We start from the raw sequence: 26,096 nt of genomic DNA on the forward strand, positions 1-26,096 counted from the left end.
GCTCTGTTGTCAGGTGTAGGTCAGACGGAAGGATCCACCTGCACCATCGACCGAACCCGACTGAACTCGGCCGCTCCCGGCCGAGTCTGATGCAGGGGGAACAACCACGTGATACGCAAAGCAGCGCTGGGGAGCGCTGCCACTCTGATCACCGGCGCGCTGTCCGCTGGTCTGCTGCTGGCCCCTCCGGCCGCGGCGGCGACCACCCGCGACAACGGGGTTCCGGAGGCGCTGGGCGTCCAGCTCGCCGCCGCCCGGGCCGCGCGCACCGGGATCGAGTGGAAGGACTGTCCCGCCGACTGGGGCTTCGCGGCCCCGATCCAGTGCGGTTGGGTCAAGGTCCCGCTCGACTACGCCAAGCCGTTCGGCAAGACCATCGAACTCGCGCTCGACCGTGCGGTCAGCACGGGCACCAAGGAGGAGCGCCAGGGCGCGCTCATCTACAACCCGGGCGGTCCGGGCGGCTCCGGCATGCGCTTCCCGCGCCGGGTCACCACCAAGTCCCCGCTGTGGGTCAACACCTCCAAGGCGTACGACTTCGTGGGCTTCGACCCCCGCGGTGTCGGCCACTCGGCGCCCATCTCCTGCATCGACCCGCAGGAGTTCGTCAAGGCCCCGAAGGCGGACCCGGTCCCGGACACCGAGGCCGACAAGAGCGCCCAGCGCAAGCTCGCCGCGGAGTACGCGGACGGCTGCAAGGAGCGCAGCGGCGAGATGCTGCCGTACATGACCACGCCGAACATCGCGCGTGACCTGGACGTCATCCGCGCCGCCCTCGGCGAGAAGAAGCTGAACTACCTCGGCGTCTCCTACGGCACCTACCTGGGCGGCGTCTACGCCACCCTGTTCCCGACCCACGTGCGCCGCATGATCGTGGACAGCGTGGTCAACCCGGAGCAGGACAACATCTGGTACCAGGCCAACCTGGAGCAGGACGTCGCCTTCCAGAAGCGCTGGAACGACTGGCAGGACTGGGTCGCCAAGAACGACGCCTCCTTCCACCTCGGCGACACCCGCGCCAAGGTCGAGGCGAAGTGGCAGCAGCTGCGTGCCCAGGCCAAGGCCAAGCCGCTCGGCGGGGTCGCCGGTCCGGCGGAGCTGATCGGCTTCTTCCAGGGTGCCCCGTACTACGACTCCTCGTGGGTGCCGGTCGCCACGGCGTTCAGCGCCTGGGCCGCCGGTGACGAGAAGCCGCTGATCGATGCGACCGCCCCGGACATGTCCGACATCGCGGGCAACGTCGCCTCCGAGAACGGCAACGCGGTGTACACCGCGGTTGAGTGCGCCGACGCCAAGTGGCCGACCAGCTGGGCCAAGTGGGACCGGGACAACAGCAAGCTGCACCAGCAGTACCCGTTCCTGACCTGGTCCAACGCCTGGATGAACCTGCCCTGCGCGACCTGGAAGTCCAAGCAGAGCAAGCCCATCGAGGTCGGCGCCCAGCACGGCCTGCCGCCGGTCCTGATCGTCCAGTCCGAGCGCGACGCCGCCACGCCGTACGAGGGTGGCGTCGAGCTGCACCGCCGCCTCGCCGGCTCGCGTCTGATCACCGAGCAGAACGCCGGCTCGCACGGTGTCACCAGCCTGGTGAACCCCTGCATCAACACGCGCGTGGACAGCTACCTGCTGACCGGCAAGGTCGACGCGAAGGACGTGACGTGCGGCCCGCACGCCGCTCCGGTCGCCCCGGCCCCGGCCGCCGCCAAGGCGCTCGCCGAGGCTCCGGCGTCCGCCTTCCCGGCGCAGGAGGAGCTGCCGGCCATGCGCCAGGCCCGGCCGTACTCGGCTGAGCTCGGGCAGAAGCAGTAGGCAGTAACCGCAGGGAGCAGTACGGGAGAAGGCTCAGCGCATCCGGCGCCGGGCCTTCTTCCGCGCTTGCTCCTCCTCGGCCTTCACCTCGGCGGCGTACCGGTCGACGTACTCCTGGCCGGACAGTTCGAGGACCGCGTACATGATCTCGTCAGTGACGGCCCGCAGGACCGCCCGCTCGCCCTCCAGTCCGGCGTACCGCGAGAAGTCCAGCGGTCGGCCGAAGCGGATCGTCACCCGCCGGATGTTGGGGATCTTCTGCCCGGGCGGCTGGATCTCGAAGGTGCCGACCATCGCGCACGGGATGACCGGCACCCCGGCCCCCAGCGCCATCGCGGCCACCCCCACCTTGCCCTTGTAGAGCCGCCCGTCGTGCGAGCGGGTGCCCTCCGGGTAGATGCCCAGCAGCTCGCCCTTGGCCAGCACCCCGAGGCCCTCGCGGAGCGCGGCCTGGCCGGCGTCCCGCCCGGAGCGGTCCACCGGGATCTGCCCGGCGCTGCGGAAGAAGAAGGCGGTCAGCCGCCCCTTCAGTCCCGGGCCGGTGAAGTACTCGGCCTTCGCGAGGAAGGTGATCCGCCGTTTGAGGATCGCGGGCATCAGGAAGTGGTCGGAGAAGGACAGGTGGTTCCCCGCGACGATCGCGGCCCCCTCGGACGGGATGTTCTCCAGCCCCTCGATCCTGGGCCGGAACAGCAGCCGCAGCAGCGGGCCGAGCAGCACATGCTTGAGCAAGTGGTAGAACACCTGGGCACGGTCCTTTCACCTCGCGGTCACGTCAGTGTGGCGCACCCGGTGCCGGATGGGCATGGAGAACCAGAAGCCGATCGGCCGGGAGGCGCCGCACGGGCACGGCGAGAGGACGAGCGGACGCGTCGCCCGTCGCGGACGGGCGCGGGTCGGCGGGGCCGGTGGGTCAGGTGTTGCGGGAGGCCGCCATCCCGGCGGTGAGGAGCCCCAGCACCACCCAGCCGAACCACAGCCAGCCGTTGCTGCCGAGGGCCACCGAGTACGTGGCGACGGCCACCAGGGCGGCGAAGGTCATGACGGCCATCGCCTTAACGGATCCGGTCATGCCCCATGGTGGCGCGCGAAGGTGCTCCGGCGCTACTGGCCACGCGCCTGGAGCGAGGCCAGATACGAGTTGTACGCCTCCAGCTCCTGGTCGCCGTCGCGGTCCGCGGCCCGGTCGGCGCGCTTCGCCGCCCGCTGCTCCGAGTGGTACCACTGGTAGACCAGTGCGATCAGCACCAGCACCGAGGGGATCTCGCTGAACGCCCAGGCGATGCCGCCGCCCCACTGCTGGTCGAGCAGCGGGTCGACCCCGAGCGAGGCGGGCGGGTTGGCGTACGTCTTGATCATCGGCTGGCTCGCCATCATCAGGGCGATGCCGAAGAAGGCGTGGAAGGGCATGCCGGCGAAGAGCTCCAGCATCCGCATCACGTAGCCGGGGCGGTGCGGACCCGGGTCCACGCCCATGATCGGCCAGAAGAAGACCAGGCCGACGGCGAGGAAGTGCACCATCATCCCGATGTGGCCGACCTTGCTCTCCATGAGGAAGTCGAAGATCGGCGTGAAGTACAGGGCGTACAGGCTGGCGATGAACAACGGGATCGTGAAGACGGGGTGGGTGACCACCTTCATGTAGCGGCTGTGCAGCAGCATCAGCAGCAGCTCGCGCGGCCCCTTCACCCCCCGCGCGGCGGGCGGCAGCGCACGCAGCGCCAGCGTCACCGGTGCGCCGAGCAGCAGGAGGATGGGGGAGAGCATGCTGATCACCATGTGCTGGACCATGTGCACGCTGAACATGACCATGCCGTAGTCGTTCAGCTTGGTGCACATCATCAGGGCCACGCTCAGCACACCGGTGGTGAAGGCGATGGTCCGGCCCGCCGACCAGGCGTCCCCGCGCCGGCGCAGCCGCGCCACACCCCACAGGTACAGCCCGAGGCCCAGCAGCGAACCGACCAGGAAGAAGGCGTCGAAGGAGAACTCCAGCCCGCGCCCAAGAGTGAACGGCGGCAGGTCCATGTCCATGTTCATGTCCATGCCGTGACCGCTGTGATCCATCTGTCCACTCCCTTGACCTGTGGTGCCCCACCACAGTAGTGCCGCCCCCGGACGGGACCGCGTCCGGGGGCGCCCCTCAGCGTGTGACGAAGAAGGGGGGATGCATCAGATACGTCACAGAACGTTCTGCGCCTCGTCGTAGCGCTCCGCCGGGACCGTCTTCAGCGTCTGTACGGCGTCGGCCAGCGGCACCATCTCGATGTCGGTGCCGCGCAGGGCGGTCAGCATCCCGAACTCGCCGCGGTGGGCGGCCTCGACCGCGTGCCAGCCGAAGCGGGTGGCGAGCACCCGGTCGTACGCGGTCGGGGTGCCGCCGCGCTGGACGTGGCCCAGGATCACCGGGCGGGCCTCCTTGCCGAGGCGGCGTTCCAGTTCGACCGCGAGCAGGTTGCCGATCCCGGCGAAGCGCTCGTGTCCGTACTGGTCGGTGCCCCCCTCCTGGAAGTCCATCGAGCCCGCCCGGGGCTTGGCCCCCTCGGCCACCACGACGATCGCGAACCGCTTGCCGGCGGAGAAGCGCTCGCCGACGATCGCCGTCAGCTCCTCGATGTCGAAGGGGCGCTCCGGCACCACGATGGCGTGCGCGCCGGCCGCCATGCCCGAGTGCAGGGCGATCCAGCCGGTGTGGCGGCCCATGACCTCGACGACCATCACCCGCTGGTGGGACTCGGCGGTGGTCTTCAGCCGGTCCAGGGCCTCGGTGGCCACCCCGACGGCCGTGTCGAAGCCGAAGGTGACGTCCGTCGAGGCGATGTCGTTGTCGATGGTCTTCGGCACCCCGACGATCGGCAGACCGGCCTGCGAGAGCAGGTTCGCGGCCTTCAGGGTGCCCTCGCCGCCGATCGGGATGATGGCGTCCAGGCCGAGGTCGGCGACGTGGCCGCGGGCGCGCTCCACACCGTCGCGCAGATGGGCGGGCTGGACACGGGAGGAGCCGAGGATGGTGCCGCCGCGCGCCAGGATGCCGCTCACGGCGTCCAGGTCGAGCTTGCGGTAGTCGCACTCCAGCAGGCCCCGCCAGCCGTCGTGGAAGCCGATGACCTCGTCGCCGTGGTCGACGACGGAGCGGTGCACGACCGAGCGGATGACGGCATTGAGGCCGGGGCAGTCGCCGCCGGAAGTGAGCACACCTATGCGCATGGCAGGAAGAGACCTTTGCAACGTGGGCCGACGACCGGACCACGTCGTCCGGTTGGAACTACCCGCCACCCTACAAGCGGATCCGCACCGGACTGAACCATCCTCCACATGCTGGTCGGATCCGTTCGTGCGAACGCACGTCGGCCCGGATCCCCTGGGGAATCCGGGCCGAACGCACGGCTGCGCGGAGGTTACGCCGGCTGCGTCGCCGCCGAGATGCGCTCGGCGCGCAGCGCCTCGTACCACCGGTCGTCGATGGGCGGCAGCGCGTTCACGTCGAGGGCCAGCTTCAGCAGCAGGTCCGCGATCTGCGGGTTGCGGGCCATCACGGGTCCGTGCATGTAGGTGCCGAAGACCGTGTCGTTGTACGCGCCCTCGGTACCGTCGCCGGTGCCGTTGCCACGGCCCAGACGGGTGCGGGCGAACGGCTTCGCCGTCGGGCCGAGGTGCGTGACGCCCTGGTGGTTCTCGAAGCCCGTCAGCTGCGGCAGGCCCAGCTGCGGGTCGATGTCGGCGAGCACGTCGCCGACGCACCGCTCGCCCTCGCCGCGCACGGTGACGACGTCCAGCAGGCCCAGGCCCTGCTGACGCTCGCCCATGTCGTTGACGAACTCGTTGCCGAGGATCTGGTAGCCGGCGCAGACGGAGAAGACGATCGCCCCGTTCGAGACGGCCCGCTCCAGACCGCCGTCGCGCAGCAGCCGCTCCGCGGCGAGCCGCTGCGGCCGGTCCTCACCGCCGCCGATCAGGTAGATGTCGCCCGAGGTGGGGATGGGCTGGTCGCTGCGCACGTCCACGCGCTGCACGTCCAGGCCGCGCTGGCGCGCCCGGCGCTCCACCACGAGGGCGTTGCCCTGGTCTCCGTACGTGCTCAGCAGGTCCGGGTAGACCCACACCAGACGCAGGCTGTTGTCGCTCATGCTTTTGTCCTTGAGGGTTCTAGTTGCCGACGCGGCGGCGCACGTCCTGGAAGGCGGTGTAGTTGGCGATCAGCTCGATCTGCCCGGGCGGCGCCAGCTGCACGGCCTCGTCGAGGGTCTCGCACACCCGGAAGTCCAGTCCGGCGACTTCCAGGCGGACGGCCAGGTCCAGCTTGCGGTCGCCGATCACGAAGATCGGGTGGCCGGCGAGGCGCGGGTAGTCCACGTCCCACAGCCAGGAGGTGTCGGTGCCGTCGGCTCCGCGGGCGTTCACCGACAGGATCACCGGGGTCGGCGGCGGGTCGATCAGCGAAAACGTTTCGAGCCAGCCCGCGGGGTTCTTCGCGAGCAGCAGGCGCAGCTCACGGCCCTGGAAGGTGACGACGTCGTAGCGGCCGGCGACGGCCTGCACCTGGTACATCCGCTCCAGCGCGACCTGCGGCGGGACGCCGAAGACGGCGGCCACGGCGGCCGAGGTCGCGGCGTTCGCCTTGTTGGCGCGGCCGGGCAGCTGCAGGTGGATCGGCCAGGCGCTGCCGTGCGGGTCCAGCACGTGGTCGCCGGAGAGGACCCAGCTCGGGGTCGGGCGTCGGAAGCCGCACTCGCCGCAGAACCAGTCCTCGCCGGGGCGCTGCATGACGCCGCCGCAGGAGGGGCACGACCAGGCGTCGTCCTTCCACTCCTGGCCGGCGGCGACCCACACCACGTTCTGCGAGGAGGAGGCCGACCACACGATCAGCGGGTCGTCGCAGTTCGCGACGATGACGGCCTTGGAGCCCTGGAGGCCCTCGCGCCACTTCTCCGCCAGCATGCGGGTCTCGGCGGCGCGGTCCAGCTGGTCGCGGGAGAGGTTCAGCAGGGCGATCACCTTGGGGGTGACGTCCCGGGCCACCCCGGCGAGGTACTTCTCGTCGACCTCGATGACGCCGTACTTGGCGTCCGAGCCGCCCGCGAGTGCGGAGGTGATGCCGGCCGGCATGTTGGCGCCGAGGGCGTTGGAGACGACCGGGCCGCTGGCCCGCAGGGCCTCCGCGATCAGGCGGGTGGTCGTGGTCTTGCCGTTCGTCGCGGAGACGAGGACGACGTCGAGATGCTGCGCCAGCGCGCCGAGGAGATCGGGGTCGAGTTTGAGTGCGACCTTGCCACCGATCACCGATCCGCTTCCGCGTCCCGCGGCCCGCGACACCGCCGCCGCGGCCTTGCCCGCCGTCACGGCCAGCTTGGCCCGCGGCGAAAGCGGCTCCGTGTTGCCTGCCATCGTCCCTTGTCCTCCTTGCGTCGGTCGGCCCCAGCCTATCCAGTACCGGCCGGGGCCTTGACCGCGGCGCCCCAGGGCCGCCGCAGATCTCCTCATATATTCGCCCGTCGTAGGCTTACGGCCATGCGACAGCGCCTCATCCCCGGTACCACCGGCCTCGTCCGCACCATGAGCCTCCTGGGCGATCCGGTGCTCCACTCGGTGTGCGCGGAGGTCACCGATTTCGGCCCGGCTCTCGACCGGCTCATCGAGGACATGTTCGCCACGATGTACGCGGCCGACGGCGTCGGGCTCGCCGCGAACCAGATCGGCGTCGGGCAGCGCGTGTTCGTCTACGACTGCCCCGACGACGAGGACGTCCGCCACGTCGGGCACATCGTCAACCCGCGGCTGGTGGCGGCCGACGGGGACGAGTTCCGCGGCCCCGAGGGCTGTCTGTCGCTGCCCGGCCTGGAGGCGGGCACGGTCCGCTTCGACCGCGCGGTCGTCGAGGGGGTCACGTCCGACGGCGCGCCCGTACGCGTCACCGGCACCGGGTTCTTCGCCCGCTGCCTCCAGCACGAGTGCGATCACCTCGACGGCACCGTCTACGCGGACCGGGTCGCGGGGCTGCGCGCCCGGCGTCTGCGCAGGGCGATCCGCCGGGCTCCCTGGGGCGGCGCCCGGCGGGGCTGAGCCGGCCGGGGCGGCGGGGGGACCCCGCGGCCCTCAGAAGCCCGGGCCGTCCACGCGGTTGCCCGCGGTGGCCAGGCGGCCCCACAGCAGGTCCGTCAGGCCTGCCACCAGTTCCGCGCGCTCGCAGGGACGTTCACCGAGCCACCAGTCGCCGGCCGCGTGCATCATGCCGACGATGCCGTGTCCCCAGACGCGGGCGAGGCGTTCCCCGGCGGGGCCCAGGTCCACCCGCTCGCTGATCACCTTCGCGAGCTCCTCGCCCAGCCTGCGCAGCAGCGGGGCCGAGTGCAGCCCCACGTCGAAGCCGCGCTCGGCGGTGTGCGAGTCCTCGGCCGGGTGCATCAGGAACCGGTAGACCTGCGGGCGGGCCTCGATGGCGGCGAGGTAGGTGTCGAGGGTGGACTCCACCCGGCTGCGGCGTTCGGCCGGGGCGTCGAGCGCGGCCCGCAGCGAGTCGAGCAGGGCGTCGGTGTGCCGGACGGCGAGGGCCTGGTAGAGCCCCGCCTTGTCGCCGAAGTGCCGGTAGAGGATGGGCTTCGTGATGCCCGCCTCCGCCGCGATGGCGTTCATCGAGGCCTTGGGGCCGTCCCTGAGCACGACCCGGTCGGCCGCTTCGAGCAGTTCCCGCCGGCGGCGGTCGGCCGCTCCCGCTTCGCCGGCCTGCTGAGTGGTCTCCATGACGTGTTTCTCTCCCCGCCCTTGCGATGGTGCGTGACGCCCACGCAACGTAACACCCCGCACACCCGGCCGAACGAATCGGCTGCCCCCCGAGGACCCGGCTTGACACTTGCTACTCACCGGTAACAGACTGTGGTCACCGTAGGGGTTACTGTTGGTAACGTGCCCTTGTATGCAACAGGTGGAGGGGACATGGCGGAGTTCACCATGGAGCTCAATGACGACCAGAAGCAGGTCCGGGACTGGATCCACGGCTTCGCGGCCGACGTGATCCGCCCCGCGGCCGCGGAATGGGACGAGCGTGAGGAGACTCCATGGCCCGTCATCCAGGAGGCCGCCAAGGTCGGCATCTACTCCCTCGACTTCTACGCGCAGCAGTTCTTCGACCCGACCGGCCTCGGCATCCCGATGGCGATGGAGGAGCTGTTCTGGGGTGACGCGGGCATCGCCCTGTCGATCGTCGGCACCGGGCTCGCCGCGATCGGCGTCGTCGCCAACGGCACCGAGGAGCAGATCGGCACCTGGATCCCGCAGATGTACGGGGACGCGACGGACGTCAAGGTCGCGGCCTTCTGCTCTTCCGAGCCCGACGCCGGCTCCGACGTCGGCTCGATGCGCACGCGCGCGGTCTACGACCAGGCCAAGGACGAATGGGTGCTGAACGGCACCAAGACCTGGGCGACCAACGGCGGCATCGCCAACGTCCACATCGTGGTGGCCGTCGTCGACCCCGACCTCGGCACCAAGGGTCACGCCTCCTTCATCGTGCCCCCGAACACCCCGGGCCTGTCCCAGGGGCAGAAGTTCAAGAAGCACGGCATCCGCGCCTCGCACACCGCCGAGGTGGTCCTGGAGGACGTCCGCGTGCCCGGCTCCTGCCTGCTCGGCGGCAAGGACAAGCTGGACGAGCGGCTCGCCCGGGCCCGCGAGCGGGCGAAGGCGGGCGGCGGCGAGCGCGTGAAGAACGCCGCCATGGCCACCTTCGAGGCTTCCCGGCCCGCGGTCGGCGCCATGGCGGTCGGCACCGCGCGCGCGGCGTACGAGGTCGCCCTCGACTACGCGAAGACCCGGACCCAGTTCGGCCGGCCGATCATCGACAACCAGGGCGTGGCCTTCCAGCTCGCCGACATGCGCACCCAGATCGACGCGGCCCGGCTGCTGGTGTGGCGGGCGTCCTGGATGGCGGTCGCGGGCAAGCCGTTCACCTCGGCGGAGGGCTCGATGTCGAAGCTCTTCGCCAGCGAGGTGGCCAAGAAGGTCACCGCCCAGGCGGTCCAGATCCTCGGCGGGAACGGCTTCACCCGCGAGTACCCGGTCGAGCGCATGCACCGCGACAGCGCCATCTACACCATCTTCGAGGGCACGAGCGAGATCCAGCGGCTGGTGATCGCGCGGACGATCTCCGACATGCCGATCCGCTAGCGCGGGGCCGTACGACGGGGGGCGCCCCGGACACCGTGCGGGTCCGGGGCGCCGCCGTACCCGCTAGCGGAGCGGGGTCAGGCAGCTGTGGTGGCTGCCGTCCGCGCTGTACTTCAGGTCGGCGATGAACCCTTCGTCGCACGGGTACGAGTGGACCCGGTACTCGGCGTTCGGCGAACCGCAGTCGGTGACGAGCAGCTTCTGGTCGTTCCAGTCGCCCTCGTTGCGTACGCACTGCCCGGTCCGCAGCGTCACCGGCTTGTCGTCGCCGGCCGCGAGGCCGATCAGGATCAGCGTGGGCACGGCCAAGAGGAACAGCGCCACCGGCACGAGGAAGAGGAGCGCCGCAGGACGGCGCCACAGCGGCTTGCCGGGGTCCATCGCGGGCCGGAAGCCGCCCGTCGGGGGAGCGAGCCTGCGGAAGCTCGCGCGCGGGCCGAGGTTCACCAGCAGGGTGACCGGGGTGATGAAGAACGACAGCGGACCCCACCAGCCCTGCCACAGCGTGTCCCCGGACATCCGGCGGTAGGTGGCGAGCCCGCAGTCGCGGCAGAACGGCCCCTGCAGGCTCAGGAACCGCATCAGCACGATCAGGCCCTGGTGGCCCCGCACGGTAGCGGCAGCGGCCGGCTGCGCCCCGCACAGGCGGCAGCCGTACCCGGTCGGCGCGGGGTACGGGCCGGGGGCACCCTGGTACGGCCCGTACGGGGCCGGCGGCTGCTGCGGGACGGCGTACGGGGCGCCTTGCTGCGCGGTGTACGGCGGGTACGGGCCGGCGCCGTGCTGCGGTGGCGGAGTGGCCACGGGGTTCTCCTCGGTCTCGTGGTGATCACCGCCGCGGTGATCACCGAGACCCTAGCCCGGACGGTCAGCCGGCCAGCAGGCGGGCGAGGGCCCGCCCGAAGAGGAGCCGGGCGGCCGCCGCGAGCACCGGGTCGAAGGTCCGCCCCAGCCCCCGTACGCGCACCTCCTCGCGCCACTGGACCTCGCTGCCGCCCGACGGGAGCGGGCGGACCTCGATCTCCGCCCAGCCCAGAACCACCCGCCCGTGCTTGACGAGCCGGACCCGCCCCGCGGACCCGGCGGCGGGCGGCTGCCAGACGACGACCTCCATGGGGTCCTCGAAGGTGATCCTGCCCACGCCGGTGCGTGCCGTGAACCGCGTTCCGACATGCGTGGGCGACGCCGTTTCGATCACCGTCCGGGTGAGCGGGACCTGCGCGCCGTGGCGTTCCCAGTCCGTCAGCCGCAGCCATGCCTCGGCCGGCGTGAGGTGGGTGCGGTGAACGATCCGAACAGCGGGCATGAGCGCATGGTAAGCGGGCATACACACCCTGAACTGGACCTCGAATATGGGTTCCGTCCGGGGGCGGCGATCAGTAATACTCACCGCCATCGTGGATCGCGGAGTCGACCGGGTGACCACCGGCCCTCCCGCCCCACTTTGCGAGGAGGTGCGCATGTGCTCTCACGAGCCCCCCTGCCCGTCCGCTGACAGCGCCGATCACGACGCCGCCCGCACCGTGGCCTTCCACCCCGAGCAGGGCTGGAGCCTGCTCTGCAACGGCCTGGTGATCTTCGACGACACCGGTGAGCTGCTCCCCGACGGCCGTGCGGTGGAACCCCGCCGCCCTGCCCTGGTCTGAGCGAGGAGGCCGCATGCGCCAGCAGCTGATCCGCAAACCCGTCCCCAAGCCCGCCCCCCGAGACCTGGACCTGCGCACCCCGTCGGGCAGAACCCTCCCGTACTGACGGGAGCCGACGCGGATCTGCCGTCCACCGGCTGCCGGTCAGCCGGTGGACGCCGTCGTGCCGCCCCGGAACGCGGCCTCGTAGGCCGCGTCCCCGATCGCCGCGCGGGCCTGGCGCTCGCCCTGGTCCCGCAGGGCCGTCAGTGAGGGTGAGCCCATCTGCGGCCGCCCGACGGTGCGCCACCAGGCGTGCCCGGCGCCCAGGAGACGCGCCGCCAGTTCGCCGTCGCCCAGGGCCGCGACCGCTGCCGCCAGCAGGTCGAGCCCGAGCGCGATGCCGAAGCGGTCGCCGAGCATGCGTTTGCCGGACAGCATGGCCCGTACGTGCCGGGCCGCCTCCCCGTGGTGTCCCAGTCCCAGGGCGGCCACGGCCAGGATGTAGTCCGCGTAGGCCCGCAGCCAGCGTTCGCCGAGTTCCGTGCAGGCCTCGCGCAGGCCATGGGCCTCCTCGGCGGCTTCCTCGTACCGCTGGAGGTCGCACAGGGCGTAGCCGGTGGCCAGGCGGCACAGCAGCCGGCCGACGCCGTCGGTGCGGCCGCCGTGCCCGGCCCGGGCCGGGGGCCCAGCCAGCTCCAGTGCGCGCACCGGGTCGCCCGGCATCAGCACCGACACCGCGTGCAGATATGCAGCCCGCAGCTCCGGCTCCGGGTCCGCCAGCCGGGCCGCCGCCCGAGTGCACTCCTCGCCCAACCGCCGTGCCGTGTCCATTTCGCCCTGGAGCAGGGCGGTCAGCCCCAGCGCCCACAGTCCCTGGGTGTACGCGGCTCCCGTGGGCGGGGCCGTGCGCAGGGCCCGTTCCAGGAAGCCGCGGCCCTCGTGCACGTGCCCGCACGAGAACCAGAAGAACCACAGGGCCCCGGCCATCTCCAGGGCGGCCACGGGGTCGGTGCCGAGGAGGTGCTCCAGCGCCGTGCGCAGCTGCGCGTGGTCGGCGCTCATCCTGCGGTACCAGTCCAGCTGGCCCGGTCCCAGCCAGCCCCGGTCGGCGGCCTCGCAGAGCGCGGCGTACCAGTGGGCGTGCCGGTCGGCCACCACGGGGGCCTCCCCGAGTTCGGTCAGCCAGTCGTGGCCGTACTCGCGGATCGTGTCCAGCATCCGGTAGCGGGTCCCGGCCCCCCGCTCCTCGGAGCGCCGGACGACCGACTTGGCGACCAGGCCCGCGAGCACCCGCTCCACCCTTGAGGCGGGCAGCGGGCCGCCCGCGCACACCGCCCTGGCCGCCGCGACGTCGAAGTCCCCGGTGAACACCGACAACCGGGCCCACAGCAGCCGCTCCACCGGCTCGCACAGCTCGTGGCTCCAGCCGATCGCGGTCCGCATCGTCCGGTGCCGGGGTTGCAGCACGGCCGCGGAGTCGGAGAGAACGTCGAAGCGCGCGCCGAGCCGCTCGGCGAGCTGTTCCAGGCTCCACAACCGCAGGCGGGCACCGGCCAGTTCGAGGGCGAGCGGAATCCCGTCGAGCCGCCGGCACACCTCGGCGGCGATCCGGGCCCGCCGGGGTTCGTCGAAGGAGGCGGCGGCCTGCGGGGTCGCCGCCAGGGCGCGGGCCCGGAACAGGGCGAGGGCGTCGCTGTCGGGCCCCTCACAGGGCAGCGGGCAGATGGGCAGGACCTTCTCGCAGGGGCTGTCGAGCGGTTCCCGGGAGGTGACCAGTACCGTCAGTCCGGGTGCCGACTGCAGGAGTTCGCCGGCCAGGTGGCGGCAGGCGGCGACCAGGTGCTCGCAGGTGTCGAGGACGAGGAGCAGTTCCTTGTCGGCCATCCACGCGCACAGCTCCTCGTCGAGCGGGCGCGCGGAATGGTCGGCGAGTCCGACGGCGTGGGCGACGGTCGTGGTGAGCAGGGCGGGGTCGCGCAGCGGGGAGAGGTCCACCCACCAGATTCCGTCGGGCCGCGCCTGTTCGGCGTCGGATACGGCGCGCAGCGCGAGGCGGGACTTGCCGACGCCCCCCACACCGGTGAGCGTGATCAGCCTGCGGTTCCGCAACAGGCAGTGCAGTTCGGCCAGTTCGTTCTCCCGCCCGAAGAAGCCCGGCGTCTCCGGCGGCAACTCTCCCGCAGCCCTCCCCGGGCCTGCCGGGGAGACGGAATCGGGGTCGGCCCCGCCCTCTGCGGCGTCCGCGGCCTCCGCCGAGTCCGCCGACGGCGCGCCGTCCGGCCCGTCTGGGCCGTCCGCCTGTTGTTTGTTGAACGAGTACTCACCGAACACGGATGTATTGTGCGTGATCTTCTTTGCCGGCAGTGCCCTTCGATCGGATCGCTGTCACCTCCCCGGAACGACCGGCGCGCTCCTCAGCCGGCGAGTACGATCCGCCGATCGGCGCTGAAGGCGCCCCAGTTCCCGTCGGGCAGCCGGGCGCGGAGCCTGAGGACCCACACCGTTCCGGCCGGCTCGGCCACCGTGAGCCGGTGCTCCACCGTGCCGCCGGGCGGGGGAACGGCGCCGGCGCCGAACTGGATGACGGTGACGGGCCGTCCGTTGACGTGGAGTTCGTAAGCGGTGGTCGCACGGCCGGTGTCCGGGGCGGTCCAGGTCAGGGTGACGGCGCCGGGGGAGGCGGCCGCGGAGAAGCCGGTGGGGGCGGTTCCGGGCCCCTGGCCGTCGGAGGGCGGGGTCGTCAGGTCCACCGCGGGGCCGTCGGGGGAGGAGTTGTCCGCGCCGTCCCGGGCCCGGACGGTGAAGGTGTAGGCGGTGTCCGGCTGGAGGCCGGTCAGGGTGGCGGCCGTCTCGCCGGGGCCGGCCGTGTGGATCCGGATGCCCCCCTGGTAGATGTCGTAGGCCGTCACGGCGGTGTCGTCGGTGGCCGCGGTCCACGAGAGGGTGGCGGACCGGGGGCCGTCCGGGCGGCCCGTGGTGCGGGCCGGCGCGGTGGGGGCCCGGTGGTCCTCGGCCCGGGCGGCCGGGGTGGTGGCCCGGGCCGCGGCGCTCGGCGCGGAGGTGTTCCCGGCGCCGTCCCGCGCCCGGACGGTGAAGGCGTACGCGGTCTGCGGGGTGAGGCCCGTGACGTCCACCATCGTCTTGTCGGCGGGGAGTTCCCGTACCAGCCGGCCGGCCTGGAAGACCTGGTAGTTGCGGACGCCGTCGGCCGCGGCGGGATCCTGCCACATCACGTGCACCGAAGTGGCGCTGCCGGCCTGCGCGGTGACCCCGGCGGGGGCCGGCGGGGGCGTGGTGTCGGACGCGGTGCAGCCGGCGAGGACGAGGACCGCGGCGGCCGGCGGCAGGGCGAGCGCGAGGGCGGTCCGGCGCACGGCAAAACCTCCTCGCTTCCGCTCCCTCGTAAAGGTCTAGACATATATGGCACGCCGGTCGGCGCCCCGGCAAGACCCCTGCCGTCGCGGCGCGTCAAGCACCGCTCACCCGTCACGGACGGTCAACACCCGTTCGGCGGACACGGCTTTCGCCCGGAAGCGGCCCCTCGTGCGCCACCATGGGCGCCGCTCCCAGGAGGTTTCGATGGTGATCTCACTCTCGGTGATCGTTCTGCTCCTCGTCCTCGCATGGATCTTCCTGCGCAGCGGCGGCCTCAAGTTCTCGCACGCCCTCGTCTGCGTGCTGCTCGGCTTCCACCTCGCGAGCAGCAGCATGGCGGGGACCATCCACGACGGTCTCTCGGCCACCGCCCAAGCCGTCTCCAGCCTCAGGCCCTGATCCGGCGGGCTTGATCGACTGTTGCGCCTTCATGAATCATCCGGCGCTTCCATGGACTCCTCAGGCCGTGCGATCTAGCGTCTGGCGGCGGCGCGATGTCATACGCACTGTCAACACGCCTGATGAGAAAGAGGAACTCCGGATGTTCCGAAGAGCGCTGAACTGCGCCGTGTTCCCTGCTCTGGTCGTCTTCACGGCGATGTACGGGATCTCCCCCGCCCAGGCCGAGGAGATACCCAAGGCTCCGGGCCACCGCCTGATCAGCCACTACGACGGCAGCGTCGCGGCCGCCGCCCCGCTGCCGGGCCAGGCCCCGCCGCAGCACCCCTTCCTCGCTCCCAACGGCCGCAGCGGCATGCACTCCGACGCGGCCGGCAGCGCCACCTCGCCCTGGTCCGGCCCGCTCGGCAGGAACCCGCAGGTGAAGAGCGAGAAGATCGCCGCCCTCGGCGGTGAGTGCGCCACCGCCACCTTCGACGCGGCCGGACGCCTGGTCACGGTGTGCGGCACCTTCTCCGGATTCAAGGTCAAGCTGCTCGAACCCGGTACGCTCGCGACGCTCGCGGAGTACCAGCTCCCGCAGCGCTCCTCGACGGTCGAGGCCATCACCTCCCTCGACTTCTCCAAGATCTTCAAGGACACCTCGGGCGGCGCCTACTTCTACCTGGACGACCGCGACCGCGCGGTGCTGGCCGACTCCCGCCGGCACATCCTGCGCCTCTCGCACAGCCGGAACCCGGACGGCAGCTGGAAGTTCGCCGTCGACGACGACTGGGACCTCACCGCGCAGGTGCCGCACGACTGTGTCAGCTGGACCAACCTGTGGCCCAGCGGTACCTGCGACCCGGTCACCTCCGTGATGCCCGACTGGACCGGCCGCATCTGGTGGGTCACCCGGCAGGGCCGCGTCGGCACGGTGGACCCGGCGACCTCGCGGATCCGCTCCGTCCGGCTGGAGGGTGAGGAGATCCAGAACTCCTTCTCGGTCGCGGAGGACGGCGTGTCCATCGTGAGCGACCACGCCCTCTACAGCTTCCGTGCCGCCGCCGACGGCACCCCCGAAGTGCAGTGGCGCCAGACGTACGACCGCGGTACCGGGACCAAGCCCGGCTCCGTGAACCAGGGTTCGGGCACCACCCCCGACCTGTTCGGCGACGGCTACGTGGCCATCACCGACAATGCGGACGACCGGATGAACGTCCTGGTCTACCGCCGGGGCGTGGACGTGCCCGCCGACCAGCGGCTGGTCTGCAAGGTCCCGGTCTTCGGCTCCGGTGCCTCGACCACCGACAACTCGCTGATCACCTGGGGCAACAGCATCGTCGTCGAGAACAACTACGGCTACGAGAACCCCACGAGCCTGCTGCTCGGCAAGTCCGTCGTCGGCGGCGTCAGCCGCATCGACGTCCGGACCGACGGCAGCGGCTGCGACACCGTGTGGCAGAGCGCCGTCCGCTCGCCCTCGGTCGTACCGAAGCTCTCCACCGGGAACGGCCTGCTGTACTTCTACGAGAAGGAGCCCAACGCCTGGGGCATCGACGCCTGGTACCTCACCGCCGTGGACTTCCGCACCGGTGAGCGCCGCTGGCGGCAGCTCACCGGCACGGGGCCGCTGTACGACAACAACTGGGCGCCGATCACCCTCGGCCCCGACGGCACCGCGTACGTCGGGGTCTTCAACGGCATCGTCGCGGTCCGCGACGGCGGCTGACGGAGCAGGTCGGGCGGCGGATCGGCGGCCCGCGTTGAGCAGCGGGGCCATCTCGCGGGCGGTCTTCCGGTCAGGCGGCGCGGGTGAGGAGGGCGTCGAAGGCGGCCGGGAGGCGTTTCCACCCCTGGCGGCCCGCCGCGAACTCCTCGTCGGTGAGCAGACAGGAGTCGAGGAGCCGCGCCAGGCCCTCCCGGTCGAGGCCGGGTGAGGTGAAGACGAGGTGCTGGCAGCAGTCGCCGTGTTCGGGGTGCCAGTCCAGCGCGGCGGCGGCCCGGCGGACCGCGGGCACCAGTTCCCAGGCGGCGTCCGGCAGCGAGGCCAGCCAGGGACCCGAGTCCTCCACGCACAGCGCACCGCCCGCCGCGTCCCAGGAGAGCAGCGTGTCCGGCCGGTCGGCGAGCCAGAACCGGCCGCGGCTGCGGGCCGCCGCCCGGGCGAGGTCCTCCAGCGCCGCGTAGAGCCGCTCCGGGTGGAACGGGCGGCGGCGGTGCCAGACCAGGGTGGCGACCCCGGCCTCGTCGGCCTCCTGGGGCAGGAGCGCACAGGCGGGGTGCTGGGCGGCGGCGGCCGCCTCCGGGTCGAAGCCCGCGAGGGCGAGCCGGGCCAGGTCCACGGATCCGGCGGCCACCCGGCGGGCGGTGGGGTGCAGCTGCTCCAGGAGTGCGCGGTCCTCCGCGTCCGCCTCCCCGCTGTCGACGAGCGCGAGGACCGGCGCGTACTCCAGTTGCCGGGCCCAGGTGTCGCCGACGGTCCGGCGGTCGGTGGCGGCCGCGGCCAGACCGGCCTCTCGAAGGTCGTCCCCGTTGGCGAGGCAGGGCAGCACCAGGGCCGGATCGACCGCGGTGATCACATTGCCGAGGTCCAGCACGCCGTGCCCGTGCACGGCGATGACCTCGGCCATCGCCCGGGGCTCGACGGAGTCCCACAGCTCGACGACGGCCAGCCGGCCCGGCCCGCCGTGGGCGATCCGCTCCAGCTCCGGGACCAGGTCCTCGCGCAAGGCGCAGCAGGCGCAGTCGTTGACGAGCGGGACCTCGCCGGAGCCCAGCGGGCCGGAGGCGTCGCGGACGGTGCGCCGTACGGTCCCCTCGGCCGCCGTGGACAGGTCGTGGTGCACGGCGACACTGCCGGGAACGGTGTCGAGCAGGTGCTGCACCACGGTCCGGCGGGCGTCGGCGTGCATGCCGCAGACGATGACGACGGGCAGCCTCACTGCGTGCCCCCGTAGCGGCGCTCGAAGCGCTCGACGCGGCCGGCGGTGTCCAGCACGCGGGCGGTGCCGGTGTGGAAGGGGTGGCTCGCGGAGGAGATCTCCACGTCGATGACCGGGTAGGTGTTGCCGTCCTCCCAGGTCACGGTCTTGTCGCTGGTGGCCGTGGAGCGGGTGAGGAAGGCGTAGTCGGCGGCCTTGTCGCGGAAGACGACCGGGCCGTAGGCGGGATGGATGCCGGGCTTCATGGGCTGTCCCTGCGGGTCGGGTGCGGGTGTGGGTCCGGGCGCGGCCGGGGTCAGCGCTCTTCGCGGAAGTCGACGTGGCGGCGGACCACGGGATCGAACTTCCGCAGGACCAGCCGATCGGGGTGGTTCCGGCGGTTCTTGCGGGTGACGTAGGTGTGGCCGGTCCCAGCGGTCGAGCGCAGCGTGATGACCGGGCGTACTTCGGTGCGTGTCATGAGGCCAGTATATGGAAATGGTTTCCATTTTCAAGAGTGCTGTGACGGCCGGTGTGCTGCCGGGCCGGCATACGCCGGTGGCCCGCACCGCCCGGGGGGCAGTGCGGGCCACCAGGCCGGCGCGTCAGGCCTTCCAGAAGAAGACGGCCGTCATCCGCTTCTCCGCCAAGGTGCGCCCCCAGTACCCGGTGGCGCTGTGGATCAGGTTGGCGGAGTAGAGCAGCAGCCGGTTGGCGCGGTGCGGGACGCGTACGTCCTCCACGAAGGAGTCGGGGGATACGAAGCGGGTGCCGAGGGCGTCGACCAGGCTGTTGTGGGGCGCGATCACCTGGTTGCCGCCCAGGGACCCGCCGGGCAGGCTCTGGCGGTAGAAGCTGGTGCCGCAGTCCTTGGGTACCTCCGGGTTGAGGTAGAGCACGGCGGCGTAGCGGCACAGCGACCGCGAGTCGGTGTGGGGGCGCGGCTCGCACTCGCCCTCGCCGACGACCTGCACGCAGTTGTGGTTGAAGGTGCCGCCGCCGACGGGCCGTTCGGCCCAGATCCTCGCGGCGCCGGTGGACTTGCGTACCAGCCGCTCCACCCGGGCCAGTTCCCCGGGCTCCAGGCCGGGCATGGCGCGCAGTCCCGGCCAGCTCTCGGGTTTGTGCGGATAGCCCTCGGTCCAGTCGTCCTTGGCCAGGCAGCGTTCCCGTACGGCGTCCACGTCCGGGAGGACGTCGTCCAGGACCCAGTAGTCGCGTCCGAGGGTCGGCTTGCGGTAGGGGAGGACCGGGAGCGGGGGAGGTGGCATGGGAGGGAACGTAGCGACCGGTCCTCGGTGCACTCGCTCCGCGAGCGGTCAATCTTGCGTCAAGTGTTCCCCATGGCACGGGGGATGTGGAAACACGCGTGCGGCGCCCCGCTGCGGGCCGGTCCGGGTGGTTGACTTGCGCCATGCCGCTCGACACCTACGGAGTGCTGGCCGGAACGCTGCACCGCCACTTCCGCGACCAGCCGGACAGTACGGGCCGGTGGTTCCACGTCAACCTCGAAGTCGACGCGCCCGCGGGTCGCTACCGCTGCGCCGTCGACGTGGACGGCAAGCATGCGGCGATCGGCGTCCAGTGGAAGGTCTTCACCCTGCACGCTTCGGTGCTCGACCCGGTCGCCTCCCCTTCGCCCGGGTACCACGACCTCGCCCGGGTGTCCGGATCGGGCGCCATCGACCACCTGCGCCACCCTGCGCTCGCCGACCGTCCCGGCTGTCTCTTCGTACGGCGGCCGCCCGCCTGGATCCAGCGGATCCTGGACCGGCTGAACCCGCCCCGGCCCTGGGTCTCCGGCTCCCATCTGGAGGCCTCGCAGGCGCTGGAGCCGATCCTCGTCCCCGGGCGGCCGGTCCTGATCTTCGGGGAGCCGTTCGACGAGGGACTCGGCATGCACAACATCCACCAGAACCAGGGCGATCCGTACGGCAGCCAGTGGTGGCCCGACAACGGCACCTGGCAGGACGGCGCCACGCTGACCCGGCGCGAGGACGGCCTCTTCGACGTCTTCGTGTCCAAGTTCTCCACGCAGGCCGACGCCACCGACAGCGACGGCCACCCGCTCCCGCCGGACCCTCTCTAGGCACGCCCCGTGCGGCGGGCCGCCACCGTTGCGCAGGCGGCCGCCAGGGGGAGTTCCGCGCACACCGCGAGGGTCAGCGCCGCCGCCCGGGCGGCGCCCGGGGCCGAGGTCGTCACGTCGAACCAGGCGTCCATCGCCAGCAGAGCGGCCGTCGCGGCGGCCAAGGGGGCCGCGCGGGGATCGTGACGCCGCATCAGAAGACCGGTACCGCTCAGGCCGGCGGCGAGCACGGCGTCCAGGCCGATCCACGCCGTGGACCAGTTGGACACCTCCGCGGTCTGCGGGAGCGTCTTCGCCAGCACCAGCATCCACGGGACGAGCGCCATCCCGGCGCCGGTCAGCACGGTGGCGAGCCGGGGCAGGCGGCGGGACGGGACGCGGGGGGCGACGAGGGTCATGGCGGGGCTCCTTCCGGCCCGGCGGTCCGTCCTCCGGGTACGGCGACCACTCTGGTCTCGGGGAAGACCCGAATCAGTAGCGGCACTGTCCGAACCGGGGGTGGCACCGGCTACACCCCCGGGCGGGTACCAGGGTGATGGAACGGCCCTGACCAGTGCGATTACCGTACGGGGTATGGGACTTCTCGGCACGCTCAGGCGTACCTCCAGCCGGCTCGCCGGATATGCGCCGTGGTCGGCGTGGGCCTGGCGCAACACCGCCTTCACCGTCGCCGCCGTCCCCATGGCCCTGCCCGCCGCGGCCGCCTTCACGACGGTGATCGCGGCGCCCGGCCGGATACCGGGCGTCCTGCTCATGGTGCTGCTGCTGTGTCCCCTCCTCACCGTGCTCCAACGCAGCCGGTTCCAGTCGCTGATGGAGCTCGTGATACCGCCCGCGGGGTACCAGCACCCGTCCCTGCACCCGCGCGGACTCCTCGAACGGCTGCGCGCGGAGTCGACCTGGCGGCAGTACGGGTACCACCTGCTGGTCAGCCCGCTCGTCGGCGCGGGCGGGGCGCTGATCGTCCTCTTGTGGGCCGGCGGGGCCGCCGCGGCCTCCGTCTACGGCTGGTCCTGGCTGCTGCCCGACCAGGACGGCCTGGGCTGGGAAACCTCGTACGACCTGCTGACCGTGCTCGGGGGCATCCTGCTCCTGGGCACCCCCTGGCTCGCCGCGGCCGTCGCCCGGCTCGACGCCTTCGCCGCGGCGGCCCTCCTCGGACCGAGCCGGGCCAAGGAACTGGCGCGCCGCGTCGAGGACCTCGCGGAGAGCAGGGCGGGAGTGCTCGATGCCGCCGACCTCGAACGCCGCCGGATCGAGCGGGACTTGCACGACGGAGCGCAGCAGCGTCTCGTCGCCCTCGCGATGAACCTCGGCATCGCCCGCGCCACGCTGACCGACCTGCCGCCCGCCGCGAAGGCGGTCATCGACGAGGCGCACCGCGAGGCCAAGGAGGCCATCGAGGAACTCAACAGCCTCGTGCGCGGGCTGCATCCGGCGGTCCTTGAGGACCGCGGACTCGACGCGGCCCTGTCCGGCATCGCGGCCCGCGCACCCCTGCCCGTCGAGCTGACCGTGGAGTTGGAGCGGCGGCCGGGCCCCACCGTCGAGGCCGTCGCCTACTTCGTCGTCTCCGAAACCCTGGCCAACGTGGCCAAACACGCCCGGGCCACCCGCTGCCGCGTGGAGGCCCGCCGCGCCGCCGACCTGCTGCGCATCACCGTGACGGACGACGGGGTGGGCGGAGCCGATCCGGCCCGGGGCACCGGACTGGTGGGCCTGCGCAAACGCGTAGGGTCGGTCGACGGAACCATCATGATCAGCAGCCCCCTCGGGGGCCCGACCGTCGTGACTGTGGAGCTGCCGTGCGGGCTGTGATCGCCGAGGATTCGGTGCTGCTGCGAATAGGGCTGGTCAAGGTCCTCGAAATGGCCGGGTTCGAGGTGGCCGCCGAGACGGGGGACGCAGAGGGCCTGCTCGACGCGGTCGCGCAGCACGAGCCCGCCCTCGCCCTCGTCGACGTCCGCATGCCCCCCGGCTTCACAGACGAGGGCGTACGGGCCGCGCTGATGATCCGCCGGCAGTGGCCGGGTACGGCGGTGCTGCTGCTCTCGCAGTACGTGGAGGAGCGCTACGCGGCCGATCTGCTCGCCGGTCAGGGCGGGGGCATCGGCTACCTGCTCAAGCAACGCGTGGCCGACGTCGAGGAGTTCATCGACGCCCTCAAGCGGGTCGCGGCCGGCGGCACCGCCCTCGACCCGCAGGTCGTCGCGCAGCTGCTGCTGCGCCGCAGCGCTGCCATCGACCCGTTGGAGCGGCTCACCCCCCGCGAGCGGGAGGTGCTCGCCCTGATGGCGGAGGGCCGCTCCAACGCCGGTATCGCGGCCGCGCTCGTGGTCAGCGAGAGCGCGGTCGCCAAGCACATCAACAACATCCTCGCCAAGCTGGACCTGCCACAGGCCGACGGGGACCACCGCCGGGTGCTCGCGGTCCTGCGCTTCCTGGACGGCACCTCGTGAGCGGGGCCGACGGGGGAGGGGCGGGGCGCCCGGAGCACCGTACGGTGTGGATCGTCGTCGCCGTCCTGAGCGCCCTGTTCGTCGTCGCTCCGGCCGCCGCACAGGTCTGGGCCCACCAGACCACCCGCAGCAGCATCCTGACCGGGGACAGCGGGACCCGGCCGGTGTCGGCCCTGGAGATCGACGCGGGCAGCGCCGACGTACGCGTCACCCCGCGCTCGGACACGCAGGTCGCCTACCGGGCCGCTACCCGCTGGTCGGTGGGGGCGCCGGTGATCGAGGAGAGCTGGCTCGGCGACACCCTGAGGCTGAAGCCGCGCTGCCCGGGCGTCGGAGCCGTCCTGCAGGCCGGGTTCGGCTGCTCCGTGGACCTGGGCGTGACCGTGCCGGCGGGCATCGCGGTGAAGGTCCGGGCGGGTTCCGGCACGGTGGACATCAGCGGACTGGGCGGCGCCGTCGACGCCGAGGTCGGCGCCGGGCGGCTGAGGCTCTCCGCGCTGCGCGGACCGCTCCGGGCGAGCGTGGGCGCCGGCTCCCTGGAGGCCTCCGCGCTCACCTCCGCCCAGGCGGACATCCGGGCCGGGGCGGGCTCGGCCGTCGCCCGTTTCGTCGCCCCGCCGGAGCGGGTCACCGCCCGCGCGGGCTCGGGCCGGCTGGAGCTCACCGTGCCCGCCGCCACCCGGTTCCGGGTCACGGCCAGAGCGGGCGCGGGGCGCTGCGAGGTCGCGCGCGGGATGCACGATCCGGCGGCTGCGGGGGAGCTCGACATCGCAGCGGACTCGGGACGGGCCGAGGCGGGTTACTGAGGCGTCGACCTGAAGGCCCCCCACCAGGCTGGTGCCGCACCAGGGCGTACCAGGACGTACCGGGGGCGGTGCCGCGCCGTCACGTCGTTCCGCGGCTGCCCCGCCCGTCCTACGACTGCTTCGCCCGGGCGGCGAGGCCGTCCAGCAGGAGGCCGAGGCCCAGCTCGAAGCCCCGGTCGTCGAGCGCGGCGAGCCCGCCGTCCGCGGCGTCCGCGCCGGCGAGCGCGTCGGCGAGGGCCGGGTAGTCGGGCCGGTAGGCCTCGGGGGAGCGGGTGAAGCCCGCGGTGAAGGTCTCCAGGGCGGAGCCGAGCACCAGGTAGTCGAGTGCGGCGGCCGCCTCGGCGGCCCCGGCCGGGGTGCAGCCGGCCCGTACGAGCGCGGCGAGCAGGGCGTCGTATCCGAGCAGCGCCCGCTCCGCCTCGACGCGGCGCCTGGCCGCCGGGGCGATGACGTTGGGGTGGCGCAGGTACACCCGGCGGTAGCCGCGCGCGTACGCGGCGATCCCCTCCCGCCAGTCGGGGTGGCCGAGGGGGGTCAGATCGATCTCTTCGTTGATCAGTTCCGTGACCGCGTCGAGGACGTCGTCCTTGGAGGCGACGTGGTGGTAGAGCGAGGCCCCGCGGACGCCGAGACGGTCCGCGAGGGTCCGCATCTTGAGCGCCTCAGGGCCTTCGGCGTTCAGGAGCTCAAGCGCCGCGCGCGCGATGATCTCGCGGCTGAGCAGCGGTTGGTTCGGTCGGCCCACGGTGATCGTTCCCCTCTTTCCGCGGTCAGATTACCGGTACGGAGGGTCTTCCCAAGGGGTTCCGAGCGGGCTATGGTCCCCGCATCCCCGAAACCTAACAAGGTTAGATTTAGGTTCCGGAGCGTGCCGTCCCCACCGGCCCGCTCCCCTCCCGTAGAGGTGCCCATGCCAGAACCTTCCTCCGCAGGCCCGGTTGCGGCCTCCCCCGAGGACAGCGACGCCGCCCGCCTGAACGACCTGGGCTACAGCCAGGAACTGAGCCGCAGCCTCGGCGTGCTCGGAAACATCGCCATGGGCTTCGCCGTGGTCTCCCCGGTCGTCGCGCTGTACGCCGTCTCCATGGTCGGCACGACGATCGCGGGACCGGCCTGGGTGTGGGCGCTGCCGATCGTCCTGCTCGGCCAGTGCCTGGTGGTGAACGTCTACTCCGAGCTGGCCTCCCAGTGGCCGCTGGCCGGCGGGCCCTACCAGTGGGGCCGCAGGCTGCTCGGGCCGTCCTTCGGCTGGATGAGCGGCTGGGTGTGGCAGTTCGCCGTGATGTTCGGCAACACCACCGTGGCGTACCTGGCCGCACCCTGGGTCTTCGCCCTGTTCGGGGCCACTCCTTCGCCGGGCGCCATGGTCGCCGTGGCCGCCGCGATCCTGCTGGCGTGCATGCTGGTCAACGCCTACGGCATCAGGATCCTGAGCTGGTTCGTGTCGCTGGGCATCGCGGCCGAGGCGATCGCCTCGGTCCTCGTCGGCTTCACCCTGCTGCTCTTCTTCCGTGAGCACGGCTTCTCGCTCTTCACCGAGACCCTCGGCGCCGAACAGCTCTCCGGTGGATCGACCGTGATGGCTTTCCTGGCCGTCCTCGCCGTCGCCGGCTGGGGCTTCATCGGCTTCGACGCCTGCGTGTCGACCGCCGAGGAGACCAAGGACGCCGGGCGGCAGGTGCCCCGGGCCATGTGGTGGGCGCTGCTCAGCGTCGGCCTGGTGGTCGTGCTCAACGCCATGGCCGTCGCCCTCGCCCACCCCTCCCCGGCCGCCGTCGTGGCGGGCGAGGACCTCGACCCGGTGACCACCGCCGTCACGACCGCCTTCGGCTCCTGGTCCGACAAGCCGTTCGTCGCCGTGGTCCTGGTCGGCTTCCTGGCCTGCGCGATGGCCTCCCAGGGCGGAGCCGCCCGCGGGGTCTACTCGCTCGCGCGCGACGGGGTGTTCCCCTTCTCCCGCCAGGTGCGCAGGGTCAACCGCCGCCAGGCCCCGATCGGCGGGCTCGTCGCCTCGACCGCCGTGAGCTGCTCCGGCCTGCTGCTCGGCCTGAACGCCACCGCCATCGGCAGCCTGATCGCCTTCGGCACCGCGGCCACGTTCCTGCCGTTCTTCCTGGTCAGCCTGGCCGCGCTGATCGCCCGGCTGCGCGGCACCTGGGTCCCCTCCGGACACGTCCGGCTGGGGCGCAAGGGCACCTTCCTCAATGTCCTCGCGGTGCTCTGGACCGCCTTCGAGGTCGCCAACGTCTGCTGGCCGCGCGCGGTTCTCGCCCCGCCCGGAGCCCCGTGGTACCAGGTCTGGGCCGGGCTGCTCGGCACCGGCGCGGTGATCACCGCCGGACTGGTCTACCTGCTGGTCAAGAAGCCGCAGCTCCCGACCCTGGCCATCGGCGCCCACGGCAAGGTACCCGGCCTGCGCAGCACCGTCGGCTCGGCCACCGACCTCAGCCCCCACCTCGGCGTGCTCC

General features: G+C 72.2%; 28 protein-coding genes. 11 read left to right on the forward strand and 17 right to left on the reverse strand.

The genetic code is table 11. The features are described 5' to 3' along the window. Positions 1-108 precede the first annotated feature (108 nt). Positions 109-1,809 carry an alpha/beta hydrolase gene (locus AB0B01_RS20600; RefSeq protein ID WP_361720791.1) on the forward strand — a complete coding sequence of 567 codons (1,701 nt, stop codon included), beginning with the start codon at positions 109-111 and terminating at the stop codon, positions 1,807-1,809. A 33-nt stretch (positions 1,810-1,842) separates the two neighbouring features. Here the strand turns inward: AB0B01_RS20600 and AB0B01_RS20605 are convergent, their stop codons facing one another. The 6 genes from AB0B01_RS20605 to AB0B01_RS20630 form a co-directional block, all read right to left on the reverse strand. Beyond that, the gene (locus AB0B01_RS20605; protein ID WP_361720794.1) at positions 1,843-2,553 is read right to left on the reverse strand and encodes a lysophospholipid acyltransferase family protein; all 711 of its coding nucleotides are present in this window, start codon (positions 2,551-2,553) and stop codon (positions 1,843-1,845) included. A gap of 169 nt (positions 2,554-2,722) precedes the next feature. Continuing rightward, positions 2,723-2,881 (reverse strand): hypothetical protein, encoded by a 159-nt coding sequence (locus tag AB0B01_RS20610; protein WP_361720797.1) that lies wholly within the window; start codon positions 2,879-2,881, stop codon positions 2,723-2,725. A 32-nt stretch (positions 2,882-2,913) separates the two neighbouring features. After that, the gene (locus tag AB0B01_RS20615; protein WP_361720800.1) at positions 2,914-3,876 is read right to left on the reverse strand and encodes a cytochrome c oxidase assembly protein; all 963 of its coding nucleotides are present in this window, start codon (positions 3,874-3,876) and stop codon (positions 2,914-2,916) included. Positions 3,877-3,990: 114 nt separating this feature from the next. After that, on the reverse strand, positions 3,991-5,016 hold the full coding sequence (locus tag AB0B01_RS20620) for a 6-phosphofructokinase (RefSeq protein ID WP_361720803.1): 1,026 nt from the start codon (positions 5,014-5,016) through the stop codon (positions 3,991-3,993). 191 nt (positions 5,017-5,207) lie between these two features. Then, positions 5,208-5,936: a glutamine amidotransferase gene (locus AB0B01_RS20625; RefSeq protein ID WP_361720806.1), complete on the reverse strand. Its 729-nt coding sequence runs from the start codon at positions 5,934-5,936 to the stop codon at positions 5,208-5,210. A 19-nt stretch (positions 5,937-5,955) separates the two neighbouring features. Next, on the reverse strand, positions 5,956-7,194 hold the full coding sequence (locus AB0B01_RS20630; RefSeq protein WP_361720809.1) for a MurT ligase domain-containing protein: 1,239 nt from the start codon (positions 7,192-7,194) through the stop codon (positions 5,956-5,958). A 123-nt stretch (positions 7,195-7,317) separates the two neighbouring features. On the opposite strand from AB0B01_RS20630, the gene def reads away from it, so the two are divergent. Next, positions 7,318-7,869, forward strand: coding sequence for a peptide deformylase (def, locus tag AB0B01_RS20635; RefSeq protein ID WP_361720812.1), 552 nt, complete (start codon positions 7,318-7,320; stop codon positions 7,867-7,869). A 33-nt stretch (positions 7,870-7,902) separates the two neighbouring features. On the opposite strand, the gene AB0B01_RS20640 is transcribed toward def, so the two are convergent. Further along, positions 7,903-8,547 carry a TetR family transcriptional regulator gene (locus AB0B01_RS20640; protein WP_361720815.1) on the reverse strand — a complete coding sequence of 215 codons (645 nt, stop codon included), beginning with the start codon at positions 8,545-8,547 and terminating at the stop codon, positions 7,903-7,905. A gap of 192 nt (positions 8,548-8,739) precedes the next feature. Between AB0B01_RS20640 and AB0B01_RS20645 the strand changes: the two genes are divergently transcribed. Further along, a complete protein-coding gene (locus AB0B01_RS20645) occupies positions 8,740-9,969 on the forward strand; it encodes an acyl-CoA dehydrogenase family protein (RefSeq protein WP_361720818.1) in 1,230 nt (409 codons plus the stop codon). Positions 9,970-10,032: 63 nt separating this feature from the next. Here the strand turns inward: AB0B01_RS20645 and AB0B01_RS20650 are convergent, their stop codons facing one another. Beyond that, positions 10,033-10,773, reverse strand: a complete 741-nt coding sequence (locus AB0B01_RS20650) for a hypothetical protein (RefSeq protein WP_361720821.1) — start codon at positions 10,771-10,773, stop codon at positions 10,033-10,035. 64 nt (positions 10,774-10,837) lie between these two features. Continuing rightward, positions 10,838-11,275, reverse strand: coding sequence for an SRPBCC family protein (locus AB0B01_RS20655; protein ID WP_361720824.1), 438 nt, complete (start codon positions 11,273-11,275; stop codon positions 10,838-10,840). A 154-nt stretch (positions 11,276-11,429) separates the two neighbouring features. On the opposite strand from AB0B01_RS20655, the gene AB0B01_RS20660 reads away from it, so the two are divergent. Beyond that, positions 11,430-11,615: a DUF5999 family protein gene (locus AB0B01_RS20660; RefSeq protein ID WP_356851453.1), complete on the forward strand. Its 186-nt coding sequence runs from the start codon at positions 11,430-11,432 to the stop codon at positions 11,613-11,615. A 144-nt stretch (positions 11,616-11,759) separates the two neighbouring features. On the opposite strand, the gene AB0B01_RS20665 is transcribed toward AB0B01_RS20660, so the two are convergent. Together AB0B01_RS20665 and AB0B01_RS20670 are read right to left on the reverse strand one after the other, a co-directional pair. Further along, complete coding sequence (locus tag AB0B01_RS20665; RefSeq protein WP_361720827.1) at positions 11,760-13,928, reverse strand: NB-ARC domain-containing protein; 2,169 nt, start codon at positions 13,926-13,928, stop codon at positions 11,760-11,762. An 83-nt stretch (positions 13,929-14,011) separates the two neighbouring features. Next, the gene (locus tag AB0B01_RS20670) at positions 14,012-14,971 is read right to left on the reverse strand and encodes a fibronectin type III domain-containing protein (protein WP_361720830.1); all 960 of its coding nucleotides are present in this window, start codon (positions 14,969-14,971) and stop codon (positions 14,012-14,014) included. 205 nt (positions 14,972-15,176) lie between these two features. On the opposite strand from AB0B01_RS20670, the gene AB0B01_RS20675 reads away from it, so the two are divergent. Further along, positions 15,177-15,371 (forward strand): hypothetical protein, encoded by a 195-nt coding sequence (locus AB0B01_RS20675; protein WP_361720833.1) that lies wholly within the window; start codon positions 15,177-15,179, stop codon positions 15,369-15,371. 142 nt (positions 15,372-15,513) lie between these two features. After that, positions 15,514-17,082, forward strand: a complete 1,569-nt coding sequence (locus AB0B01_RS20680) for a hypothetical protein (RefSeq protein ID WP_361720836.1) — start codon at positions 15,514-15,516, stop codon at positions 17,080-17,082. Between the two features lie 70 nt (positions 17,083-17,152). On the opposite strand, the gene AB0B01_RS20685 is transcribed toward AB0B01_RS20680, so the two are convergent. From AB0B01_RS20685 to AB0B01_RS20700, 4 genes are all read right to left on the reverse strand, one after another. Then, entirely contained in the window at positions 17,153-18,265 is a 1,113-nt protein-coding gene (locus AB0B01_RS20685) for a GTP-binding protein (RefSeq protein ID WP_361720875.1), read from the reverse strand. A 26-nt stretch (positions 18,266-18,291) separates the two neighbouring features. Next, the gene (locus AB0B01_RS20690; RefSeq protein ID WP_361720838.1) at positions 18,292-18,540 is read right to left on the reverse strand and encodes a type B 50S ribosomal protein L31; all 249 of its coding nucleotides are present in this window, start codon (positions 18,538-18,540) and stop codon (positions 18,292-18,294) included. A 50-nt stretch (positions 18,541-18,590) separates the two neighbouring features. After that, entirely contained in the window at positions 18,591-18,755 is a 165-nt protein-coding gene (gene rpmG / locus AB0B01_RS20695; RefSeq protein WP_361720840.1) for a 50S ribosomal protein L33, read from the reverse strand. Between the two features lie 124 nt (positions 18,756-18,879). Further along, positions 18,880-19,545, reverse strand: a complete 666-nt coding sequence (locus AB0B01_RS20700) for a DUF6445 family protein (RefSeq protein ID WP_361720842.1) — start codon at positions 19,543-19,545, stop codon at positions 18,880-18,882. A 143-nt stretch (positions 19,546-19,688) separates the two neighbouring features. On the opposite strand from AB0B01_RS20700, the gene AB0B01_RS20705 reads away from it, so the two are divergent. Further along, complete coding sequence (locus AB0B01_RS20705) at positions 19,689-20,363, forward strand: DUF2278 family protein (RefSeq protein WP_361720845.1); 675 nt, start codon at positions 19,689-19,691, stop codon at positions 20,361-20,363. Here AB0B01_RS20705 and AB0B01_RS20710 read toward each other — a convergent pair. Continuing rightward, positions 20,360-20,761 (reverse strand): LPXTG cell wall anchor domain-containing protein, encoded by a 402-nt coding sequence (locus tag AB0B01_RS20710; RefSeq protein ID WP_361720848.1) that lies wholly within the window; start codon positions 20,759-20,761, stop codon positions 20,360-20,362. The two genes, AB0B01_RS20705 and AB0B01_RS20710, sit on opposite strands and share 4 nt — an antisense overlap. Before the next feature lie 175 nt (positions 20,762-20,936). On the opposite strand from AB0B01_RS20710, the gene AB0B01_RS20715 reads away from it, so the two are divergent. The 3 genes from AB0B01_RS20715 to AB0B01_RS20725 are packed head-to-tail and all read left to right on the forward strand — an operon-like array spanning position 20,937 to position 23,628. Then, entirely contained in the window at positions 20,937-22,181 is a 1,245-nt protein-coding gene (locus AB0B01_RS20715; RefSeq protein WP_361720851.1) for a sensor histidine kinase, read from the forward strand. Continuing rightward, positions 22,169-22,822 (forward strand): response regulator transcription factor, encoded by a 654-nt coding sequence (locus AB0B01_RS20720; protein WP_361720854.1) that lies wholly within the window; start codon positions 22,169-22,171, stop codon positions 22,820-22,822. The genes AB0B01_RS20715 and AB0B01_RS20720 overlap by 13 nt, the downstream gene beginning before the upstream one ends. Continuing rightward, positions 22,819-23,628 carry a hypothetical protein gene (locus tag AB0B01_RS20725; protein ID WP_361720857.1) on the forward strand — a complete coding sequence of 270 codons (810 nt, stop codon included), beginning with the start codon at positions 22,819-22,821 and terminating at the stop codon, positions 23,626-23,628. Before AB0B01_RS20720 ends, AB0B01_RS20725 begins: the two co-directional genes overlap by 4 nt. Positions 23,629-23,737: 109 nt before the next feature. On the opposite strand, the gene AB0B01_RS20730 is transcribed toward AB0B01_RS20725, so the two are convergent. After that, the gene (locus tag AB0B01_RS20730) at positions 23,738-24,373 is read right to left on the reverse strand and encodes a TetR/AcrR family transcriptional regulator C-terminal domain-containing protein (protein WP_361720860.1); all 636 of its coding nucleotides are present in this window, start codon (positions 24,371-24,373) and stop codon (positions 23,738-23,740) included. Positions 24,374-24,538: 165 nt separating this feature from the next. Here AB0B01_RS20730 and AB0B01_RS20735 point away from each other — a divergent pair. Beyond that, a partial coding sequence (locus tag AB0B01_RS20735) for an APC family permease (protein WP_361720863.1) occupies positions 24,539-26,096 on the forward strand: 1,558 nt, incomplete at its 3' end.

This window comes from Streptomyces sp. NPDC044571, assembly GCF_040647115.1.
Classification (GTDB): domain Bacteria; phylum Actinomycetota; class Actinomycetes; order Streptomycetales; family Streptomycetaceae; genus Streptomyces.

Excerpts from the sequence above, each read along its gene's own strand:
- AB0B01_RS20610 (WP_361720797.1), bottom strand. The coding sequence starts at position 2,881 with ATGACCGGATCCGTTAAGGCGATGGCCGTCATGACCTTCGCCGCCCTG.
- AB0B01_RS20615 (WP_361720800.1), bottom strand. The coding sequence starts at position 3,876 with ATGGATCACAGCGGTCACGGCATGGACATGAACATGGACATGGACCTG.
- AB0B01_RS20620 (WP_361720803.1), bottom strand. The coding sequence starts at position 5,016 with ATGCGCATAGGTGTGCTCACTTCCGGCGGCGACTGCCCCGGCCTCAAT.
- AB0B01_RS20625 (WP_361720806.1), bottom strand. The coding sequence starts at position 5,936 with ATGAGCGACAACAGCCTGCGTCTGGTGTGGGTCTACCCGGACCTGCTG.
- AB0B01_RS20630 (WP_361720809.1), bottom strand. The coding sequence starts at position 7,194 with ATGGCAGGCAACACGGAGCCGCTTTCGCCGCGGGCCAAGCTGGCCGTG.
- def (WP_361720812.1), top strand. The coding sequence starts at position 7,318 with ATGCGACAGCGCCTCATCCCCGGTACCACCGGCCTCGTCCGCACCATG.
- AB0B01_RS20640 (WP_361720815.1), bottom strand. The coding sequence starts at position 8,547 with ATGGAGACCACTCAGCAGGCCGGCGAAGCGGGAGCGGCCGACCGCCGC.
- AB0B01_RS20645 (WP_361720818.1), top strand. The coding sequence starts at position 8,740 with ATGGCGGAGTTCACCATGGAGCTCAATGACGACCAGAAGCAGGTCCGG.
- AB0B01_RS20655 (WP_361720824.1), bottom strand. The coding sequence starts at position 11,275 with ATGCCCGCTGTTCGGATCGTTCACCGCACCCACCTCACGCCGGCCGAG.
- AB0B01_RS20660 (WP_356851453.1), top strand. The coding sequence starts at position 11,430 with ATGTGCTCTCACGAGCCCCCCTGCCCGTCCGCTGACAGCGCCGATCAC.
- AB0B01_RS20675 (WP_361720833.1), top strand. The coding sequence starts at position 15,177 with ATGGTGATCTCACTCTCGGTGATCGTTCTGCTCCTCGTCCTCGCATGG.
- AB0B01_RS20680 (WP_361720836.1), top strand. The coding sequence starts at position 15,514 with ATGTTCCGAAGAGCGCTGAACTGCGCCGTGTTCCCTGCTCTGGTCGTC.
- AB0B01_RS20685 (WP_361720875.1), bottom strand. The coding sequence starts at position 18,265 with ATGCACGCCGACGCCCGCCGGACCGTGGTGCAGCACCTGCTCGACACC.
- AB0B01_RS20690 (WP_361720838.1), bottom strand. The coding sequence starts at position 18,540 with ATGAAGCCCGGCATCCATCCCGCCTACGGCCCGGTCGTCTTCCGCGAC.
- rpmG (WP_361720840.1), bottom strand. The coding sequence starts at position 18,755 with ATGACACGCACCGAAGTACGCCCGGTCATCACGCTGCGCTCGACCGCT.
- AB0B01_RS20700 (WP_361720842.1), bottom strand. The coding sequence starts at position 19,545 with ATGCCACCTCCCCCGCTCCCGGTCCTCCCCTACCGCAAGCCGACCCTC.
- AB0B01_RS20705 (WP_361720845.1), top strand. The coding sequence starts at position 19,689 with ATGCCGCTCGACACCTACGGAGTGCTGGCCGGAACGCTGCACCGCCAC.
- AB0B01_RS20710 (WP_361720848.1), bottom strand. The coding sequence starts at position 20,761 with ATGACCCTCGTCGCCCCCCGCGTCCCGTCCCGCCGCCTGCCCCGGCTC.
- AB0B01_RS20715 (WP_361720851.1), top strand. The coding sequence starts at position 20,937 with ATGGGACTTCTCGGCACGCTCAGGCGTACCTCCAGCCGGCTCGCCGGA.